At 76.0% G+C, this 16,603-nt stretch carries 14 protein-coding genes; 9 read left to right on the top strand and 5 right to left on the bottom strand.

Annotation, left to right across the window (positions count from 1 at the left end; all coding sequences use genetic code 11):
• Positions 1 to 248 precede the first annotated feature (248 nt).
• Both GVV04_RS27875 and GVV04_RS27870 read left to right on the top strand, forming a co-directional pair.
• Complete coding sequence (locus GVV04_RS27875) at positions 249 to 392, top strand: hypothetical protein (protein WP_161691963.1); 144 nt, start codon at positions 249 to 251, stop codon at positions 390 to 392.
• Positions 393 to 599: 207 nt separating this feature from the next.
• On the top strand, positions 600 to 1,007 hold the full coding sequence (locus GVV04_RS27870) for a hypothetical protein (RefSeq protein ID WP_161691962.1): 408 nt from the start codon (positions 600 to 602) through the stop codon (positions 1,005 to 1,007).
• A 227-nt stretch (positions 1,008 to 1,234) separates the two neighbouring features.
• On the opposite strand, the gene GVV04_RS27865 is transcribed toward GVV04_RS27870, so the two are convergent.
• Positions 1,235 to 3,982 carry a cellulose-binding domain-containing protein gene (locus GVV04_RS27865; RefSeq protein ID WP_161691961.1) on the bottom strand — a complete coding sequence of 916 codons (2,748 nt, stop codon included), beginning with the start codon at positions 3,980 to 3,982 and terminating at the stop codon, positions 1,235 to 1,237.
• 215 nt (positions 3,983 to 4,197) lie between these two features.
• Positions 4,198 to 6,003 (bottom strand): hypothetical protein, encoded by a 1,806-nt coding sequence (locus GVV04_RS27860; protein WP_161691960.1) that lies wholly within the window; start codon positions 6,001 to 6,003, stop codon positions 4,198 to 4,200.
• 223 nt (positions 6,004 to 6,226) lie between these two features.
• On the opposite strand from GVV04_RS27860, the gene GVV04_RS27855 reads away from it, so the two are divergent.
• Together GVV04_RS27855 and GVV04_RS27850 are read left to right on the top strand one after the other, a co-directional pair.
• The gene (locus GVV04_RS27855; RefSeq protein ID WP_161691959.1) at positions 6,227 to 6,907 is read left to right on the top strand and encodes a BON domain-containing protein; all 681 of its coding nucleotides are present in this window, start codon (positions 6,227 to 6,229) and stop codon (positions 6,905 to 6,907) included.
• Complete coding sequence (locus tag GVV04_RS27850; protein WP_161691958.1) at positions 6,904 to 7,452, top strand: DsbA family protein; 549 nt, start codon at positions 6,904 to 6,906, stop codon at positions 7,450 to 7,452. Before GVV04_RS27855 ends, GVV04_RS27850 begins: the two co-directional genes overlap by 4 nt.
• Positions 7,453 to 7,548: 96 nt before the next feature.
• Here the strand turns inward: GVV04_RS27850 and GVV04_RS27845 are convergent, their stop codons facing one another.
• The gene (locus tag GVV04_RS27845; protein ID WP_161691957.1) at positions 7,549 to 8,118 is read right to left on the bottom strand and encodes a helix-turn-helix domain-containing protein; all 570 of its coding nucleotides are present in this window, start codon (positions 8,116 to 8,118) and stop codon (positions 7,549 to 7,551) included.
• A gap of 48 nt (positions 8,119 to 8,166) precedes the next feature.
• Here GVV04_RS27845 and GVV04_RS27840 point away from each other — a divergent pair, with 48 nt between their 5' ends.
• Positions 8,167 to 8,955: a class I SAM-dependent methyltransferase gene (locus tag GVV04_RS27840; RefSeq protein WP_201754246.1), complete on the top strand. Its 789-nt coding sequence runs from the start codon at positions 8,167 to 8,169 to the stop codon at positions 8,953 to 8,955.
• Between the two features lie 57 nt (positions 8,956 to 9,012).
• Here GVV04_RS27840 and GVV04_RS27835 read toward each other — a convergent pair whose 3' ends face one another.
• Entirely contained in the window at positions 9,013 to 12,093 is a 3,081-nt protein-coding gene (locus tag GVV04_RS27835) for a LuxR C-terminal-related transcriptional regulator (RefSeq protein ID WP_328822604.1), read from the bottom strand.
• Positions 12,094 to 12,228: 135 nt separating this feature from the next.
• Between GVV04_RS27835 and GVV04_RS27830 the strand changes: the two genes are divergently transcribed.
• The 3 genes from GVV04_RS27830 to GVV04_RS27820 all read left to right on the top strand — a co-directional run bounded on the left by GVV04_RS27830 (position 12,229) and on the right by GVV04_RS27820 (position 15,175).
• A complete protein-coding gene (locus GVV04_RS27830) occupies positions 12,229 to 12,687 on the top strand; it encodes a hypothetical protein (protein ID WP_161691954.1) in 459 nt (152 codons plus the stop codon).
• Positions 12,684 to 13,859, top strand: a complete 1,176-nt coding sequence (locus tag GVV04_RS27825; protein WP_161691953.1) for a zinc-dependent alcohol dehydrogenase — start codon at positions 12,684 to 12,686, stop codon at positions 13,857 to 13,859. Before GVV04_RS27830 ends, GVV04_RS27825 begins: the two co-directional genes overlap by 4 nt.
• A 131-nt stretch (positions 13,860 to 13,990) precedes the next feature.
• The gene (locus GVV04_RS27820) at positions 13,991 to 15,175 is read left to right on the top strand and encodes a saccharopine dehydrogenase family protein (protein ID WP_161691952.1); all 1,185 of its coding nucleotides are present in this window, start codon (positions 13,991 to 13,993) and stop codon (positions 15,173 to 15,175) included.
• Positions 15,176 to 15,177: 2 nt separating this feature from the next.
• Here the strand turns inward: GVV04_RS27820 and GVV04_RS27815 are convergent, their stop codons facing one another.
• The gene (locus tag GVV04_RS27815; RefSeq protein ID WP_328822603.1) at positions 15,178 to 15,858 is read right to left on the bottom strand and encodes a lysophospholipid acyltransferase family protein; all 681 of its coding nucleotides are present in this window, start codon (positions 15,856 to 15,858) and stop codon (positions 15,178 to 15,180) included.
• Positions 15,859 to 15,945: 87 nt separating this feature from the next.
• Here GVV04_RS27815 and GVV04_RS27810 point away from each other — a divergent pair, with 87 nt between their 5' ends.
• Positions 15,946 to 16,563: a TetR/AcrR family transcriptional regulator gene (locus GVV04_RS27810; protein ID WP_161691951.1), complete on the top strand. Its 618-nt coding sequence runs from the start codon at positions 15,946 to 15,948 to the stop codon at positions 16,561 to 16,563.
• Positions 16,564 to 16,603 lie beyond the last annotated feature (40 nt).

The following is a 16,603-nucleotide window of genomic DNA, read 5'->3' as shown; positions in this document are numbered from 1 at the left end:
TCCTGGATCAGGGCACGGCGGGCTGGCCCTTATCCGGACTTTTCAGGTCCTGCTCAGCGGACGATCGGCCCGGGAGCCGATGTCGCCGACCCAGGGTAACGGTGACCCCCGACCTTCGCGCGCACATTGTGCGCCGGGCGCGCCTCGCGGGACCGGTTGAGGGAGGTCACGGCGGGCGACCCGCCACCGTTGCCCGCCCCACCTACGCTCGGTGGCGTCCGTCACCCGGTACCACGGAAGGACCACTCATGATCCGGAAACTGGCCGGCCTCGCCGGCGTCGGCGTGTTGCTCGCTCTCATGCTGGCCTGCGGCTTCGGCGGCGCGGGTGACGACGACGATGACGACGACGACGACTTCGCCCGTGGCGCTGTGGTGGTGTCCGTCCGCTGACCACCGCCGGCGGGCCGCCGCCGGACGGGGCAGCCATCGGCCGAGCCGGGTTTGCGGCCGGGTCCGGCGGGGCACTGCCCGGATGGGCGGACGGGCGGACCGCCGGACAGACCGCCGGACCACGCCGGTGGGCGGGGCGCCCGAGCCCTGCCCTAGCCGAAAGTCCGAAGTGGCCGCAAGCTTCGGCACCCCGAGGAGGTAGGAACGATGTTCGGAACCGATCTGCTGGAACGCCGCAGCAAGCCCGAGCGGATCGCGGACCAGGCGTGGCAGCACCTGGTCTCCACCGTCAGCTCCGCCGGGGACAGCGTCCGGGACACCGCCCGCTCGGCCCGCCGCAACGGTTCGGGCCTCGCCGATGACGCCGGCGACCTGGTCGGCTCCGCGGCCGAGGAGGCCCGCCGCCGGGCGTTGCGGGCCTTCGACTCGCTCGCCGGCCGCCGCCCGGCCCTGCCCTGGACGCTGCTGATCGGCGCCGCGCTGGTCGGCGCGGCGGTCGGTTGGGCTGCGGGGTCGGCCGCGCGGGCCGTCGCCGGCCGGGATTACCGCGACGCCGACGACGTCGAGTTCGTCGACGTCGACCGGCCCGACTCCCCCGTCGGCCTCGACGGCTGACCCGCCCGGCCCCGGTGGCGCGACGGGAGACCGCCGCGCCACCGGGCCGACCAGCCGAGGACCGGGCCGGGCCGACCGACCAGCCGAGAACCGGGCTGGGGCGGGCCGACCGACCAGCCGAGAACCGGGCCGACCAGCCGAGAACCGGGCCGGGCCGACCGACCAGCCGAGAACCGGACTGGGGCGGGCCGACCAACCAGCCGAGAACCGGGCTGGGCCAACCGTGGCTAGCGGGCGGCGGTTGCGGTGCAGCTCAGCACCGGCACCGAGTTCGCCCCGGTGACGCTGCCGAGGAGGCCGAAACTGGTGCTGGCGCCGGTGCCGAGGGCACCGTTCCAGCCGGCGTCCCGCACCACGACCTGGGTGCCGGTCTGGGTGAACGAGCCGCCCCAGAGCTGGGTGATCCGCTGCCCGTCGGCGTAGTTCCAGGCCACCGACCAGGCACTGCTCGGTGCCCCGTTGTTCCTGACGGTCACCTCACCCTGGAAGCCGCCCGACCAGGAGCCGGTCACCTTGTACGTCGCCGTGCAACCGCCGACCGGTGCCGGCGTGGTCGGGGACGGCGGAGGCGTGGTGGGCGGGGGCGTGGTGGGCGGGGGCGTCGTCGGCGCGGGGGTGGTGGGTGCCGGGGTGGTCGGCGCGGGCGTGGTCGGCGACGGGGTGGTCGGGCCGCCGAGCCGGTCGGCGACGAGGATGCCCCGGCCGTTGGTGCCCAGGTAGACCCGGCCGTAGACCCGGGGGTCGCCGGTCAGCGCCTCGCCCGCGTTCCCGTACTGGTGCTTGTCGTCGTTGATCCGGACCCAGCTCGCGCCGGCGTTGTCGGACCGGAACACGCCGTGCTGGCCGTCGACCGTGCCGAGGGTGAACAGCGCCGGGTACGTCTGCCCGGGGGCCGCCCTGCCGAAGCCGACGTTCACCGCCGACGACACGTTGGCGAGCTTGGTGAAGGTGGCGCCGGAGTCGGTGGAGTGCCACAGGCCGCCCTCGCCGGCCAGCCAGATGTCGCCCTCCCTGCCGGGCAGCGCCTTGAACTTCACGTTGCCGGTGCTCGGCAGGCCGGTGGCGGCCGACGCGGCGAAGCTGGCCCCGCCGTTGGTGCTGACGTAGAACCTGCCGCCGCCGAAACCGTAGAACTTGTTCTTGTTGACCCGGTCGGACTCGACCACCGCGTTGGCCGGGATGCCGGTGGCCGCGGCCCAGGAGTTGCCGAAGCCGACCGAGCGGACCACGGCCTGACCGGCGTCGCCGGGCGCCCAGACGAACTGACTGCCGTCGGCGGACGCGGCGACCGTGCCGCCGTTGTTGATCCCGGACGGCTCGCCGCCCTGGAACCAGTTCCCCCCGCCGTCGGTGGAGAACGCGACGTGGCTGTCGCCCGGCCGGTCCGCGTCGGTGAAGTTGCCGGCCCGCACCAGCACCGACGGGTTGGTCTCGGCGTAGTCGAGGCTGGTGGTGCTGGTGAAGTTCGGCTGGGTGAACATCATCGGCGGCACGGCCGCGAGGTCGGTGTGCCGGAAGCCGCCGATGTCCCCGAGCGCGCTGACCAGCGGCGCCCCGGACGGCGGGCTGACCAGGTCGAGCACGGCGGTCTCCTCCAGCCCTTTGACCATCGGCTTGATGGTGAGTTGGCCGCCGGTGTCCCACCTGGTCAGGTCGGTGCTGCCGTAGATGGTCGCGCCGGTGCCGTACAGGAAGCGGTTGGAGTCGAACGGGTCGATCTCCACCGACTCGTTCATCCAGCCCAGCTTCGGGGTCTCCTCCGGCGGGGACGGGTTGCTGCCGAAGGTCAGCCAGGGCACGGAGCTGACGTCCATCGTGTACTTCTTGGTCTTGTTCGGGTAGCTGCCGAACTCCCAGATCCGGGTCCAGGTCGCGCCCCCGTCGGTGCTGCGCCAGAAGATGGCGTCCGGCCACCAGGAGATCTGGGTGGCCACCAGGAGGGTGTTCGGCTTCTGCCGGTCGATGGTCAGCCCGGAGTAGCCGAAGTACGCGTCGGTGCTGGACGACGGGATCGGGCTGATCCGCGTCCACGCGCCGGTGGCCCGGTTGAACTTCCACACGTCGCCCTTGGCCCCGTCGTACGGGCCGCCGGTGTCGCTGGTGGCGATGTAGAGGTAGCCGCCGACCGGGTCCACCACGCCCTTGTGGGCGAGGTGGCCGGTGGGCTGGCCGGCGATCCGCTCCCAGGTCGTGCCGCCGTTGGTGCTGCGGTAGACCGGGTTCTCCTTGTCCGCCACGCCGACGTAGATCGTCTGGGTGGCGGCGCCGGCCGTGCCGGTGCTCTTGTCGAAGCTGACCCAGGTCAGGCCCTGGTTCTGGCTCTGGTAGCCGCTGCTGTCGTTCGGGTCGGCCCGGTAGTTGCCGACGTTGGGGAAGTTCGCCACCCTGGCCCAGGTCGCCCCGAAGTCGATGCTGCGCCACAGGCCGTTGCCGCCCTCGGCGCCGTAGTACAGGACGCTGTTCCTGTTCGGGTCGACCGCCAGCCGCTCGCCCATCCCCCGGCCGGGCATGTTGCCGCCGTTCTTGAACGGCAGCTCGGTGACCTGCCAGGTGGCGCCCTTGTCCGTCGAGCGCAGGATCGCGCCCTTGTTCGGGTCCCAGTCGTTGGTGTACATGCCGACGGCGGCGTACACCCGGTTGGTCTGCACCGGGTCGGTGGCCAGGCTGACCACGCCGTTGTAGCCCCACTTGTCGGGGCCGACCCAGTCGAGCAGCGGCGTCCAGGACTGGCTGGCCTGCTCCCAGCGGTACGCGCCGCCGATGTCGGTGCGGGCGTAGATCAGGTTCTTCTCGGTCTGGTTGAACACGATGCCGGGGACGAAGCCGCCACCGTCGATCCGGACGTTCTTCCAGGAGTACGGCTCCGCCGCCGCGGCGGCGGCCGGGGCGGACGGGGCGACGGTGAACTGAACTGCCACGACTGCCGTGGCGGCGGCCAGCACGGTGGTGACCGCGCCGACGAGACCTCTCCGCATCTGCGGTTCCTCTCGGGATGCCCGTGGTAATGGGGTACGAGCACGACGCGCGGCGGTCGACGGACAACCGCGCCCTCACGCGTCGAGGTGCGGGGAGCGGCCCGGGCTCCCCGCCGGCATACGTGGCTCCCGCTGCCGAGGAAGGAATTCACAGTAGCCTCTCCCCCGACGAGTTTGGAAGCGCTCCCAACACGGTCGGTGGACCACGGCGCAGCTCAGTCGAGGTGGTAGACGAGCCCGTCGCCGACGGCCTCCCGCCGGATGCCCAGCCCGTCCACCGGCCGGGCCGCCGCGTCGGCCCACGGTGTGCCGGCCGCGTACGCCGGCAGCAGCACCACCGTGCGCACCCCGACCTCCCGCAGGTACGCCACCGACGCGGCGTCGGGGAATCCCCCGCTCGCCGCCCGGATCTGCTGCTGGCCGGCCGGGGTGAACGAGGCCAGCCCGTTGACCACCTTCGGGAAGCCGTCGGTGGACCAGAGCATCACGTGGAACTCCCGGATGCCGTCGCTGGGCAGCACCAGCGCCGGGCCCCGCAGCCCGTGCAGCGCCGTCGGCTGCACCGGGGCGGGCACGTGCGGGGTGCGGTTGACCCCCTCGGCGAGCACCAGCAGCATCGGGAGCACCAGCACCGCCCGCCCCCAGCGCCGCCACCGGCCGCCGGGCGGCCCCGGCTCCGGGTCCGGCTCGTGGACGGTCAGTGCCCCGGCGGCGAGGACGCCCAGCAGCAGCGTCGTCCAGAGCACCAGCCGGCCCGGGGTGCGCACGCCGTCCCAGCCGGGCACGTGCTCCACCAGGGTGACGTAGCCGGGGTCGCCGTCGCCGAACAGCGTGGTGCCGGCGGCCAGCGCCGCGCTGACCAGCACCCCGGCGGCCAGCACCAGCCGGTGCCGCAACCGCCATGACGAGACGAACAGCCCGGCGACGGCGAGCCCGATCAGCACCATCCCGGGCAGCAGCGTCATCTCCCCGGCGAAGCTCAGGGTGGCCCGGGCGGCGGTGTGCCGCTCCCCCCACAGCCAGGACTCCGGCGGCGCGGTGAGGAAGCCGCGCAGCGGCGGGGAGAACATCGCGATCTGTTCGACCGTGCGCCGGCCGGCCGGGTGCCGGGACACCACCTCGAAGTAGGGCGCGGCCATCAGCAGGGTCACCCCGGCGAAGAAGGCGCCGCCGGCCAGGTCCGCCACCAGCAGCCGGCGCGGAAACGCCGGCCGGGCCCGCCGCCACCACGACCAGCCGTACCCGCCGGCCGCGCCGAGGCAGAGCAGCCCCAGCACGTACGCGAAGGGCAGGCCGATGCCGAAGCCGAGGCTGACCTGCCAGGCGGCGACCAGCCAGCCGGCCCCCGCCCAGCCCGGCCGGGCCCGGTCCGGCCGGTACCCGTGCCGCAGCGACCAGCCGTGCCCCCGGGCGAGCATGGCCAGCGCCAGCGCGATCCCGCCGATGCTGAGCACGTGCAGGTGCCCGGCCTGGGCCAGCTTCCACGGCGCGTACGCGAAGGACGCCCCGGCCACCGCGGCGCCCGCCCAGCCCGCGCCGAGTTGCCGGGACAGCGCGTACGCCCCGACGAAGGCCAGCGCGTGCACCAGCACGTAGAGCAGGTTGTAGCGGACCACGGCGGCGACCGGCCCGTGCCCGATCATCCCGAACGGGGCGTAGCCGAGCAGCGTGTCGGAGTAGGCGTAGGTGTACGGCTCCGGCCAGAACGTGTTCGAGTGCCAGACGTGCGCCGGGTCGGTGAGCAGGGCGTGCCCGCCCCACGCGACCTGCCACGCCTGGAGCGTCGGGTCGCCGGTGTCCTGCGGGATGGTGCCGGCCAGGTCGCGCAGCGTCGGCCAGGTCAGCACGGCGGCGAGCAGCAGCGAGCCGAGCACCGCGAGGGTCCACTCGTGCCGGGCCAGCCGGCCCAGCCGGACGGCCGCCGCCCGGCCCCGCCCGGGGCCCCACCGCTCGGGGCCCCACCGCCCGGGGCCCGACCGCTCGGGGGCGGCAGCCGGAGCCGTCGTGCGAACCTCACTCATCGCTTACTCCCCGCCGCCGACAGTCACGCCGCCCACAGATGGTGCCGGACTCGGTGGGCCCTTGTCGACGCCCGGCCGCCACCGCACGCCGGAACGGCGGCGCGCGGGCACCCTCACCCGACCGGGGTGGGTCCGGTTCACCCGTTCAGGCGGCAGGATCGGGCCCGGCGGGCGGGCCCACGCGCGCCGCCGACCGTTCGTCGACATTCGGGAGGATGCAGCGATGGCCACCGCGACGACCACCCGCACCGACCAGGACATCCAGTCCGACGTGCTGGACGAGCTGACCTGGGAGCCGCGGGTCCAGCCGCACGAGATCGGCGTGACCGTCACCGGGGGCGTGGTCACCCTGACCGGCTGGGTGGACAGCTACGCGAAGAAGTGGGTGGCGGAACGCGCCGCCCACCACGTCGCCCGGGTCCGGGCGGTCGCCAACGACCTCACCGTCCGGTTGCCCGGCTCGGCCGAGCGCACCGACACCGAGCTGGCCACGGCCGTCGGGCGGGCGCTGGAGTGGGACGCGTTCGTGCCGGTGGAGCGGCTCGAGGTCACCGTCGCCGACGGGTGGGTCACCCTGCACGGCGAGGTGGAGTGGGAGTACCAGCGCCGGGCCACCGAGCGCGTCGTCGGCCGGCTGACCGGCGTACGTGGGCTGAGCAACGGGGTCACCGTGCGGCCGGCGGTCCGGCCGGACACCGGCGACCTCGCCGACCGGATCGTCGACGCGCTGGCCCGCGCCGCGGCGGTCGACGGCGAGCAGGTCACCGTGCGGGTGCGCGGCGACGCCGTGCTGCTGGAGGGCACGGTGCACTCGGTGCCGGAGCGCGAGGCGGTGGAGCGGACGGTCTGGTCGGCGCCCGGCGTCCACGACGTGCGCAACCGCCTCACGGTGGTGGCCGGATGACCACGCCGTTGCAGGTCACCGCCCGGCTCCGGGTGCCGGTGACCGGGACCGACCACGCCCGAGGGCCGGCGGACGCGCCGGTCACCCTCGTCGAGTACGGCGACTTCCAGTGCGGGCACTGCGGCGCGGTGCACTCGATCCTCGCCGAGCTGCTGCGCCAGCGGGCCGACGCGGTCCGGCTGATCTATCGACACTTCCCGATCGCCAACGTCCATCCGTACGCCGAGAGCGCCGCCGAGGTCGCCGAAGCGGCCGGGCGGCGGGACCGGTTCTGGGAGATGCACGACTGGCTGTACGAGCACCAGGACCAGCTCGACCCGGTGCACCTGGGGCTCGGTGTGGCGCAGCTCGGCCTGCCCGCCGACGAGGTGGGCGGCGAGCTGGAGCGACACGCCCACGCCGACCGGGTCCGGCGGGACTTCGTCGGGGGCATCCGCAGCGGGGTGAACGGCACCCCGACGCTGTTCCTCAACGACGTCCGGTACGAGGGCGGGCACGCCCTGCCCGAGCTGCTCGCCGCCGTCGACCAGGCCGCCACCGCCTGACGACCCACCCGTGGCCTCGGGCTGCGCCGCCTGCCGTCCCCTCGTCGTGGGCGGCGCCGGTCGGCCCCTCGTCGTGGGCGGCGCCGGTCGGCCCGGTCAGGGCCTTGCCGGCGCCAGGTGGGTGCGTTCCCCGTCGTGGTCGAGGATGCACAGGATCTCGGCCGCACCGCCATGGGCGCCGAACGCGTGCGGCACCATCGTGGAGAACTCCGCCGCCTGACCGGCCTCGACCAGGATGGTCCGCTCGCCGAGGCGTAGCACCACCGTGCCGGAGAGCACGGTGAACCAGTCCCGGCCCGGATGCACCCGCCCCTCGTCGGGGATCGACCGGGTGATCCGCATCTTGGCGACCGTCACGCCGTGCGGTGCGCCCTCGCGGGACAGCAGCCAGGTGGTGACGCCGCGTGCCTCGTCGCGGTGGGGGCGGATCACCACGTCCTCGTCGGCGCCCGACTCCACCAGTTGGTCGAGCGTGGTGCCCAGCGCCCGGGCGATCGGCGTCAACTGGTCCAGGGCGATCCGCCGGTGGCCGGTCTCGATCCGGCTCAGCGTCGACGGACTCAGAAAGCAGCGAGCTGCCAGGTCGTCGAGCGACCAGCCGCGCGCCGCCCGCAGCCCGCGGATCCGCTGCCGAACCAGGGCGTCCAACTCACCGTCTTGCGTCATACGCAAGATGCTATGTCATCTCAGCAAGAGGCGGGTACGGTCGTCGGCATGGCACATTCTCACCTGGGCGAAATGCTCGACCTCGACGCCGACGTTCTGCACGAGTTCCACCACGAGGTGATCGCCTGGGCCGGCTCGCTGGTCCCCGACCGGCCACGCATCATCGACGTGGGCGCCGGCACGGGCACCGGCACCCTCGCGTTGGCCCGACACCTGCCGGACGCCGAGGTCATCGCGGTGGACCTCTCCGACGAGATGCTCGAACACCTGCGGCACAAGGCCCAGGCGTCCGGCGTCGCGGACCGGATCCGCACCGTGCAGGCCGACCTGGACCAGCCGTGGCCGGACCTCGGGCCCGCCGACCTGGTGTGGGCGTCGGCCTCGCTGCACCACATGGCCGACCCCGTTCGTACCCTCGCCCAGGCCCTCGCGGCGCTGCGCCCCGGCGGCATCCTCGTGGCCACCGAGCTGGACTCGCTCCCCCGATTCCTGCCCGACGACGCCGGTGCCGCGCTGGAGGAACGCGGCAACGCCGCCGTCGCCGAGATCCGCGCCGAGGCGGGATTGCACATGGGCGAGGACTGGACGGCCCACCTCACGAAGGCCGGCTTCACCGTCGAGGCGCAGCGGCACTTCGACATCGCCCTGCGAGCACCCCTGCCCCCGGCCACCGGCCGCTACGCCCAGCTCTGCCTACAGCGCCTGCGGCACGGCCTCGACGGCCGGATCGGTGCCGACGACCTGGCCGCCCTGGACACGCTCGCGGCCGGCGTCCTCGACCGCGACGACCTCATCGTCCGGGCGACCCGGACGGTATGGCTGGCGCGACGCCCATAGCAACCCGCACCCCGAGTCCACGCCTCGCGGAGGCCCACGACACCGGCCCCGCGAGGCTCAGATCAGGTGCAACTCCCGGGCCCGGCGGACGGCCTCCCGGCGGCGGGTGGCGTCCAGCTTGCGGTAGATGTTGCGCACGTGCGTCTTGACCGTGTTGACCGACAGCGACAGCTCGCCGGCGATCTCCACGTTGGACAGGATGCTCTGCAGGTACCGCAGGATGGTCAGCTCCCGCTCGGTGAGCGGCTCCTCCAGCGCCCGCCCCGACGCCGGGTCCGGACGGTCAGCCGACTCCTGGGCGCGAACCAGGTCGCTGACCGTCGGCCAGTACGCCGTACCGGAGTCCAGGTGCGCGGCGAGCAGGTCCCGCGCCCCCGGCTCGGCCCGGGTGAAGACCCGCCGGTACCCGTCCGGTTCGGCCAGCTCCAGCGCCCGCTCCAGCAGCCGCCCGGCCCGCCGCTCGTCGCCGGCCCGCCGGGCCAGCAGCGCGGCGAGCACCCCCGCGTCGAGGCGTACGGACAGCGGCCAGGCGGCGGCGTCGGGGCCGTCCCAGTCCGGCAGGGCGTACCCGGCGGCGCGCGCGTCCCCGGCGCGCAGCTCGATCCGGGCCAGGGCCACCGCCAGCGCCGGCGCCGGCCCGCCCGGGTGGCGCAGCCCGTCGGCGAACAGCCCCCGGGCGGCGCCCAGGTCGCCGTGGGCGGCCCGCAGCTCCGCCTCGGCGGCCAGCAGCCAGCCGACGAGCTCCCGCACCCCGACCGACGGCTCCCCGACCGCCCCCTCCCCGGCTGCTCCCTCCCGGGCTGCCCCCTCCCCGGCCCCGCCGAGGCGGTCCCGCGCCGCCGCGAGCAGGCGCAGGCCGGCGGCCGGGTCACCCCGGTCACTCAGCAGCTCCGCCCGGCACAGCGCGGCGAGCGCCGCGACCGACGGCTCCCCGACGTTGTCGAAGTCGCCACGGTCACGAGGGCTGCCGGGATCGCCGGAGGCCCGGGGGTCGCTAAAGGTGCCGGGGTCGCGGGAGGTGCCAGGGGTGCCCAAGGCGTCGCCGTCGGCGGCCGGGGCGGCCAGCGCCAGGTGCGCCGCCGCCTCGTCGGGCTGGTCCCGGTGCAGCGCCACCAGGGCCAGCGCCAGGTGCCCGTGCGCACAGTCGACCCGGCATGACCAGCCCTGGCAGGCCGGCAGGGCCAACGCCGCCCGGGCGGTCCGCTCGGCCGCCCGCAGCTCGCCGAGGGCCGCGTGCAGCAGGGCCGACCGGCTCGCGCAGAGCAGTTCGGTGCGGGGCCGCCCGCCCTCCCGGGCCGCCGCCAGCGCCGGCCCGAACTCGGCCGCCGCGCCGCGCAGGTCGCCGTCGGCGAGCGCGGCCAGGCCGAGCGCCGCGCCGGCCGTCGCCCGCACGTCGGCGTCGTCGGCCGCGCCGGTGCGCGGGTCGTCCGCCGACCCCCCGGGGGTACGCGTGGCGAGCAGCCGGTGCGCCGCTCGGCGTACCTCGTCGTGGTCGCCGGCCAGCCGGGCCAGGGTGACCTCCAGCGCGGTGGCCAGCCGACGGAACCGGTCCCGGCGCGGCACGGGCAGCGACCGGGCGTGAGCGGCGGCCCGGTGGAGCTGCGCGGCGGCGGCGTCCGGATCGCCGGCGTGGGCCCGCTCGGCGGCGGCGGCGAGGCCCAGCTCCGGGTCCCGCCGGACCGCCTCCTCCGGCGGCGCGGCCGGCGGCGGCCCGCCGAAGCCCTCCCGGTCGTACGGGACCAGCTCCGGCCAGCGGGTGACCAGCAGCTCGGTCGCCCGGTCCCAGTGGCCGGCGGCGAGGTCGTGCCGCAGCGCCTCGGCGGGGCGCCCGTGCCCGGCATACCAGCCGGCCGCCCGCAGGTGCAGCTCGCGCAGCTCCTCGGCGGGCAGCCCGGCCAGCTCGGCCCGGAGCAGGTCGGCCAGCAGGGGGTGGCAGCGGTACCAGGGCGGCCGGTTGCCGTCGCGGCGCACGAATCCCCCGGTCGCGGCCAGCGCGGCGAGCACCGGCTCGGCACCGGGGCCGCCGGTCAGCGCGTCGACCAGGTCGGCGCGGAACGCGTCGGCCACCGCGCCCCGACGCAGGCGGTCCCGGGCCGCCCCGTCGAGCGGGTCGAGCACCTCCTCGCGCAGGTAGCCGGCGACGTCCGGCTGGTCCCCGCCGAACTGCTCCAGCCAGCGCACCGGGTCCGGCCGGTCCCGCACGGCCAGCGCGGCGAGCCGCAGCCCGGCCGCCCAGCCGGCGGTGCGCTCCCGTAGCCGGGGCACCGCCGCCGCCGGCAGGTACACGCCGTGCGCGGTGAGCAGGTCCGCCACCTCGTCGTCGGTGAAGGCCAACTCGTCGGGGCCGACGGTGGTCAGTTCCCCGGCCAGGCGCAGGCGGTGCAGGCCCGGCGGCAGGTCGGTGCGCGCCCCGACCAGCAGGCGCAGCCGCTGACCCGCGTGGCGGAGCAGGAACTCCAGCCCGGTCAGCGCCGCCGGGTCGGCGATCCGGTGCAGGTCGTCCAGGACGAGCAGCACCGGGCGCTCCCGGGCGGCGAGCGTGGCGGCCAGCAGTTCGAGCTGGTCCGGGCGGGGCGGCGCGTCGGCCGGGGGCGGGGCGGGCGGGGGCGGCTGCGCCGGGTCGGGCCGCCGGCCGGTAGCCCCGTGCAGCGCCGCCGCCAGGTACGACCAGAGCCGCGCCCCCGTGTCGCCCGCCTCGACCGTCACCCACGCCGGGGGCGACTCGACCGTGCGGGCCCAGGAGCCGAGCAGAGTGGTCTTTCCCCAGCCGGCCGGGCCGGAGACCAGGGTGACCGGGCCGGCCGTCCCCTCGTCCAGCCGGCGCAGCAGCCGGGGGCGGACCAGCACCGGCTCGGCCAGCGGGGTCGGGGTCAGCCGGGACGCCAACAGCGGCGGCGGTCCGCCCGCCCCGGGGCTCCCGGCGGCGGGACCCGGGACCGCATCCCCGTCGTAGGCCCCCGGCCCGGCGTCCCCGTCGTAGGCCCCCGGCCCGGCGCTCGCGGCGGCCACGGCCGTGGCGTCCCAGTCGTGCTGCGGCATCCGGCCCCACCCCCACGGACGCGTCCACTTCCCCAGGTCGTGCGGCGGGCGGTTACCCCGCCCCGGCCGGTTCACCCCTTCGGGGGGAACCCGCTTCACCCGGCCGGCGGCCACCGTGGGGGCACGCGGGGGCCGGCCGCCTGTCCGCCGCCCAGGTCCGCAGCAGCTCGAAGGTGGGTGCCCGGGCGCCCGCCGGCCGACGAGGGCCGCGACGACGAGGGGTGGGTGGGACGGATGGGGAGCGGGACGCGGGGGGCGCGGGCGGTGGCCCGTACCGCCGGGGCGATGGCGGCCGGCGCGGTGGCCGCGGTGACGGCGGCGCGGGCGCTGCGCGGACCCGGGCGCGCGAACCGGTCCCGGACGGCGGGCCCCGACCGGGGGGACCGCTGGCAGGTGGTGACCGTCGACCGGCCGCCGGAGCGGGTGCTGCCGGGCGGGCGACGACCCGAGCCGCTACGCCGCCTCGGCGACGGGGTGGACGTGGCGCTGCGCCCGGCGCCCGGCGGGCGGGGCACCGAGCTGGCCGCCCGGTCGGCCGGCGGCGGCCCGCTCACCGGGCCGGCCGCCCACCTGGTCGGGGACGACCCCGGGCTGCTGATCCGGGAGACCCTGCGGCAGGTCAAGCAGCTCGCCGAGACCGGTGAGCTGCTCCGCCCGGACCGCTCCCCGCTGGACGGGCCGGCGCGCGGATGAGGGCGCTCTGCTGGCTCGGCGCGGACGGCCTCGGGGTGCGCGAGGTGCCCGACCCGGAGCTGCGCAACTCCTCGGACGCGATCGTCCGGGTGCGGCGCAGCTCCACCTGCGGGGCGGACCTGCCGCTGCTCGGCGGCCGGGGGCCGAGCCTCACCGTCGGCGACGTGCTCGGTCACGAGTTCCTCGGCGACGTGGTCGAGGTGGGCCCCGGGGTGCGCCGGCACCGGGTCGGCGACCGGGTGGTGGTCTGCGCCGTCGTGTCCTGCGGGAGCTGCTGGTACTGCCGGCAGGGCCGGTACGCCTGCTGCGACAACGGCAGCACCGGGACGGCCGTCGCCGAGCAGGCGTGGGGGCAGCCCGTCGGCGGCTGCTACGGCCAGCCCCGCTCGGCCGGGGGCTTCGCCGGCAGCCACGCCGAGTATGTCCGGGTGCCGTACGCCGACGTCGGGGCGTTCGCCGTGCCCGACCCGGTGGACGACGACCGGGCCGTCTTCGCGTCCGACGCGGTGCCGACCGGCTGGCTCGGCGCCGAGCTGGGCGAGGTGTGCCCCGGCGACGTGGTGGCGGTCTGGGGGGCCGGGGCGGTGGGCCAGATGACCGCGCAGGCCGCCCTGCTGCGCGGCGCGGCCCGGGTGGTGGTGATCGACCGGTACCCGGACCGGCTGCGGTCGGCCGAGCGGCACGTCGGCGCGGAGACCCTCGACTACCGGGTTACCGACGTCGTGGCCGAGCTGCGCGAACGCAGCGGCGGGCGGGGCCCGGACGTCTGCGTGGAGGCGGTCGGGATGGCCTGGGACGGCACGGGATCCCGGTCGCTGGCCGACCTGTTCGCCGCCGCCGGGCGGGCCGGCGCGGTCCCGGACCGGCCGATCGCGGTCCGCGAGGCGGTGCACGCCTGCCGCAAGGGCGGGACGGTCGTCGTGCTCGGCACGTTCACCGGGTTCGTCGACACGTTCCCGCTCGGCGCGGTGATGCACAAGGGCCTGACCGTACGCAGCTCCCGGCAGCACGGGCAGCGGTGGATCCCGATGCTGCTGGACCGGATGGCCCGAGGCGAGATCGACACCGGTCACCTGGCCACCCACCGCCTACCCCTGGAGCAGGGCGCACACGGCTACGACCTGTTCCGCGAACGCGCCGATGGCTGCCTGCGCGCGGTCTTCACGCCCTGACCCATTCCCTGAGCCGTGCCCTGAGCCATCCGTCCTCGGGTCCGTCCTTGGGGAACTGTCCTCGGGGAGCCGGCCGTCCGAGCCGTCCTCGGAGCCGGGCGGGGTGCCGGCCCGGGTGGGACACTCGCAGGATGCGTGAGGACCGGGCGTACGACGTCGTTCTGTTCGGGGCCACCGGGTTCACCGGGGGGCTCACCGCCGAGTACCTCGCCCGGCACGCGCCGGACGGGCTGCGCTGGGCGCTCGCCGGGCGCAACCCGGCGAAGCTGGCGGCCGTCCGGGACCGGCTGGCCGGCATCGACCCGGCGCTGGCCGGGCTGCCGCTGCTCACCGCCGACGTCACCGATCCGGAGTCGCTGCGCCGGGTCGCCGACAGCGCCCGGGTGGTGGCCAGCACGGTCGGGCCGTACGTGCACCACGGTGAGCCGCTGGTCGCCGCGTGCGCCGCGGCCGGCACCGACTACCTCGACATCACCGGCGAGCCGGAGTTCGTCGACACGATGTACGTGCGCCACCACGCCGAGGCGGTCCGCACCGGGGCCCGGCTGGTGCACGCCTGCGGCTTCGACTCCGTCCCGCACGACCTGGGCGTCTGGTTCACCGTCAAGCAACTCCCGGCGGACGTGCCGATCACCGTGGACGGGTTCGTCCGGGCCGGCGGGCGGTTCTCCGCCGGGACGTACCACTCGGCGCTGACCGCGTTCTCGCGTACCGCCGAGGCGGGCCGGGCGGCGCGGGAGCGCCGGGCCGTCGAGCCCCGGCCGGAGGGCCGCCGGGTCCGGGCGGTGCCCGGGAAGGTGGGCCGGTCGAAGGAGCTGGGCACCTGGGCCGTGCCGCTGCCGACCATCGACCCGCAGGTGGTCCGCCGGTCGGCGGCGGCCCGCCCGGAGTACGGCCCGGACTTCCGCTACCGGCACTTCGCCGCCGTGAAGCGACTGCCGACGATCGTGCTCGGCGCGGCCGGGCTGGGCGGCCTCGTCGGGCTGGTCAAGCTCCCGCCGACCCGGCGCTGGCTGTTCGGCCGGCTCGCCTCCGGGCAGGGGCCGAGCCCGCAGCAGCGGGCGAAGTCCTGGTTCCGGGTGCGGTTCCTCGGCTCGGGCGGCGGCCGGCGGGTGCTCACCGAGGTCTCCGGCGGCGACCCCGGGTACGACGAGACCGCGAAGATGCTCGCCGAGTCCGCGCTCTGCCTGGCCCTGGACGAGGGCCTGCCGGCCACCTCCGGGCAGGTGACCCCGGTGACCGCGATGGGCGACGCCCTGCTCGACCGGTTGGTGCGGGCGGGGCTGACGTTCCGGGTCCTGGACCCGCCCCACTGACGTCAGCCCGGCTCGTCGCCGGGCGGCGGGTTGTACGTGTGGGCCCGCTGCTGGCCAGAGAGCGCGCCGATGGCGTCCATGATCTGGTCGGTCACCCGGCGACGGGCCGGGGCGGAGCCGGAGTTCCCCCGGTGCGCGGGGAACTCCAGCACCGGGCCGAACCGGACCACCGGCCGGGCGGCGCCGGGCAGCAGGGCCGCCGCCGACCCCAGCCGGGCCGTGCCGGCCACCGCCACCGGCACCACGGGGGCGCCGGAGGCCATCGCCAGCCAGGCCACCCCGGTGCGCCCCCGGTGCAGCCGGCCGTCCCGGGAGCGGGTGCCCTCCGGGTAGATGCCGAAGGCGCCGCCCGCCTCCAGCACCGCGAGGGCGGCGTCGAGCGAGGACTGGAACTCGCGGTTGACGCCCCGCCGCACGGGGATGGCGCCGAGGCCGGCGAAGAACTGGCGGCGCAGCAGCCCGCCGGCACCGTGGCCCTCGAAGTACTCCGCCTTGGCCAGGAACGACACCGGGCGGGGCGCGGACAGGGGGATGAGCACGCTGTCCTGGAAGGACAGGTGGTTGCTGGCCAGGATGACCGGACCGGTGGCGGGCACGTTGGACGCCCCGTCGATGCGGGGGTGCCAGGCCAGCCGCATCAGCGGTCGCAGTACGGTGCGGACGGGGGCGGCGGCTCGGGGCACGGCACTCTCCTGGAGTGAGGGGTTCTCCGCACTATAGCGACCGAACGTTCGGATGTTATTGGCTGCGCGCGTCGATACACTGTCCCGATGAGTCCCCGCTCGTCCCTGGCCGACGCCGCCCGCACGCGCGCCGCCATCCTGGCGCACGGTGCCGCAGTCGCCTCGGTCGAGGGCCTCGCCGGGCTGACCATCGGCCGGCTCGCCACCGACCTCGGCATGAGCAAGTCCGGGCTGCTCGGCCCGTTCGGCAACAAGGAGACCCTGCAACTCCAGGTGGTCGAGGCCGCCGCCGACGTGTTCTGGCGGGAGATCTGGGAACCGGTCGCGGACCGTCCGGCCGGGCTGCCGAGACTGGCCGCCGTCTGCGGCAGTTGGGTACGCCACCTCGCCCGTCCTGTCTTCCCCGGTGGGTGCTTCTTCATCGCCGCCGCCAGCGAGTTCGACGACCGGCCGGGCCCGGTCCGCGACCTCGTCCTCGGGTACGCCGACCGCTGGCACCGCGAGCTGCACGGGCAGGCCCTGCGGGCCGTCGCCGACGGGGACCTGCCCGCCGACACCGACCCGGAGCAGTTGGTCTTCGAGCTGACCGGGCTGGTGCTGGCCCTGCACCAGGCGCTGCGGCTGCGCCAGGACGCGGGCGCGGTGCCGCGCGCCTGTCAGGGCATGGCGCGGCTGCTCGGCGTTCCCGTCCAGCCCATGGCTTGACCCTCGACCAGGTAGAGGCAACAGGATCCTCGGTGTGGAG

It is taken from the genome of Micromonospora rubida (genome assembly GCF_009908295.1).
Classification (GTDB): domain Bacteria; phylum Actinomycetota; class Actinomycetes; order Mycobacteriales; family Micromonosporaceae; genus Micromonospora; species Micromonospora rubida.
This window is presented reverse-complemented; position numbering and strand designations above follow the sequence as displayed.

Coding starts and splice junctions, on each gene's coding strand:
- GVV04_RS27875 (WP_161691963.1), top strand. CDS start 249: ATGATCCGGAAACTGGCCGGCCTCGCCGGCGTCGGCGTGTTGCTCGCT.
- GVV04_RS27870 (WP_161691962.1), top strand. CDS start 600: ATGTTCGGAACCGATCTGCTGGAACGCCGCAGCAAGCCCGAGCGGATC.
- GVV04_RS27865 (WP_161691961.1), bottom strand. CDS start 3,982: ATGCGGAGAGGTCTCGTCGGCGCGGTCACCACCGTGCTGGCCGCCGCC.
- GVV04_RS27860 (WP_161691960.1), bottom strand. CDS start 6,003: ATGAGTGAGGTTCGCACGACGGCTCCGGCTGCCGCCCCCGAGCGGTCG.
- GVV04_RS27855 (WP_161691959.1), top strand. CDS start 6,227: ATGGCCACCGCGACGACCACCCGCACCGACCAGGACATCCAGTCCGAC.
- GVV04_RS27850 (WP_161691958.1), top strand. CDS start 6,904: ATGACCACGCCGTTGCAGGTCACCGCCCGGCTCCGGGTGCCGGTGACC.
- GVV04_RS27845 (WP_161691957.1), bottom strand. CDS start 8,118: ATGACGCAAGACGGTGAGTTGGACGCCCTGGTTCGGCAGCGGATCCGC.
- GVV04_RS27840 (WP_201754246.1), top strand. CDS start 8,167: ATGGCACATTCTCACCTGGGCGAAATGCTCGACCTCGACGCCGACGTT.
- GVV04_RS27830 (WP_161691954.1), top strand. CDS start 12,229: ATGGGGAGCGGGACGCGGGGGGCGCGGGCGGTGGCCCGTACCGCCGGG.
- GVV04_RS27825 (WP_161691953.1), top strand. CDS start 12,684: ATGAGGGCGCTCTGCTGGCTCGGCGCGGACGGCCTCGGGGTGCGCGAG.
- GVV04_RS27820 (WP_161691952.1), top strand. CDS start 13,991: ATGCGTGAGGACCGGGCGTACGACGTCGTTCTGTTCGGGGCCACCGGG.
- GVV04_RS27810 (WP_161691951.1), top strand. CDS start 15,946: ATGAGTCCCCGCTCGTCCCTGGCCGACGCCGCCCGCACGCGCGCCGCC.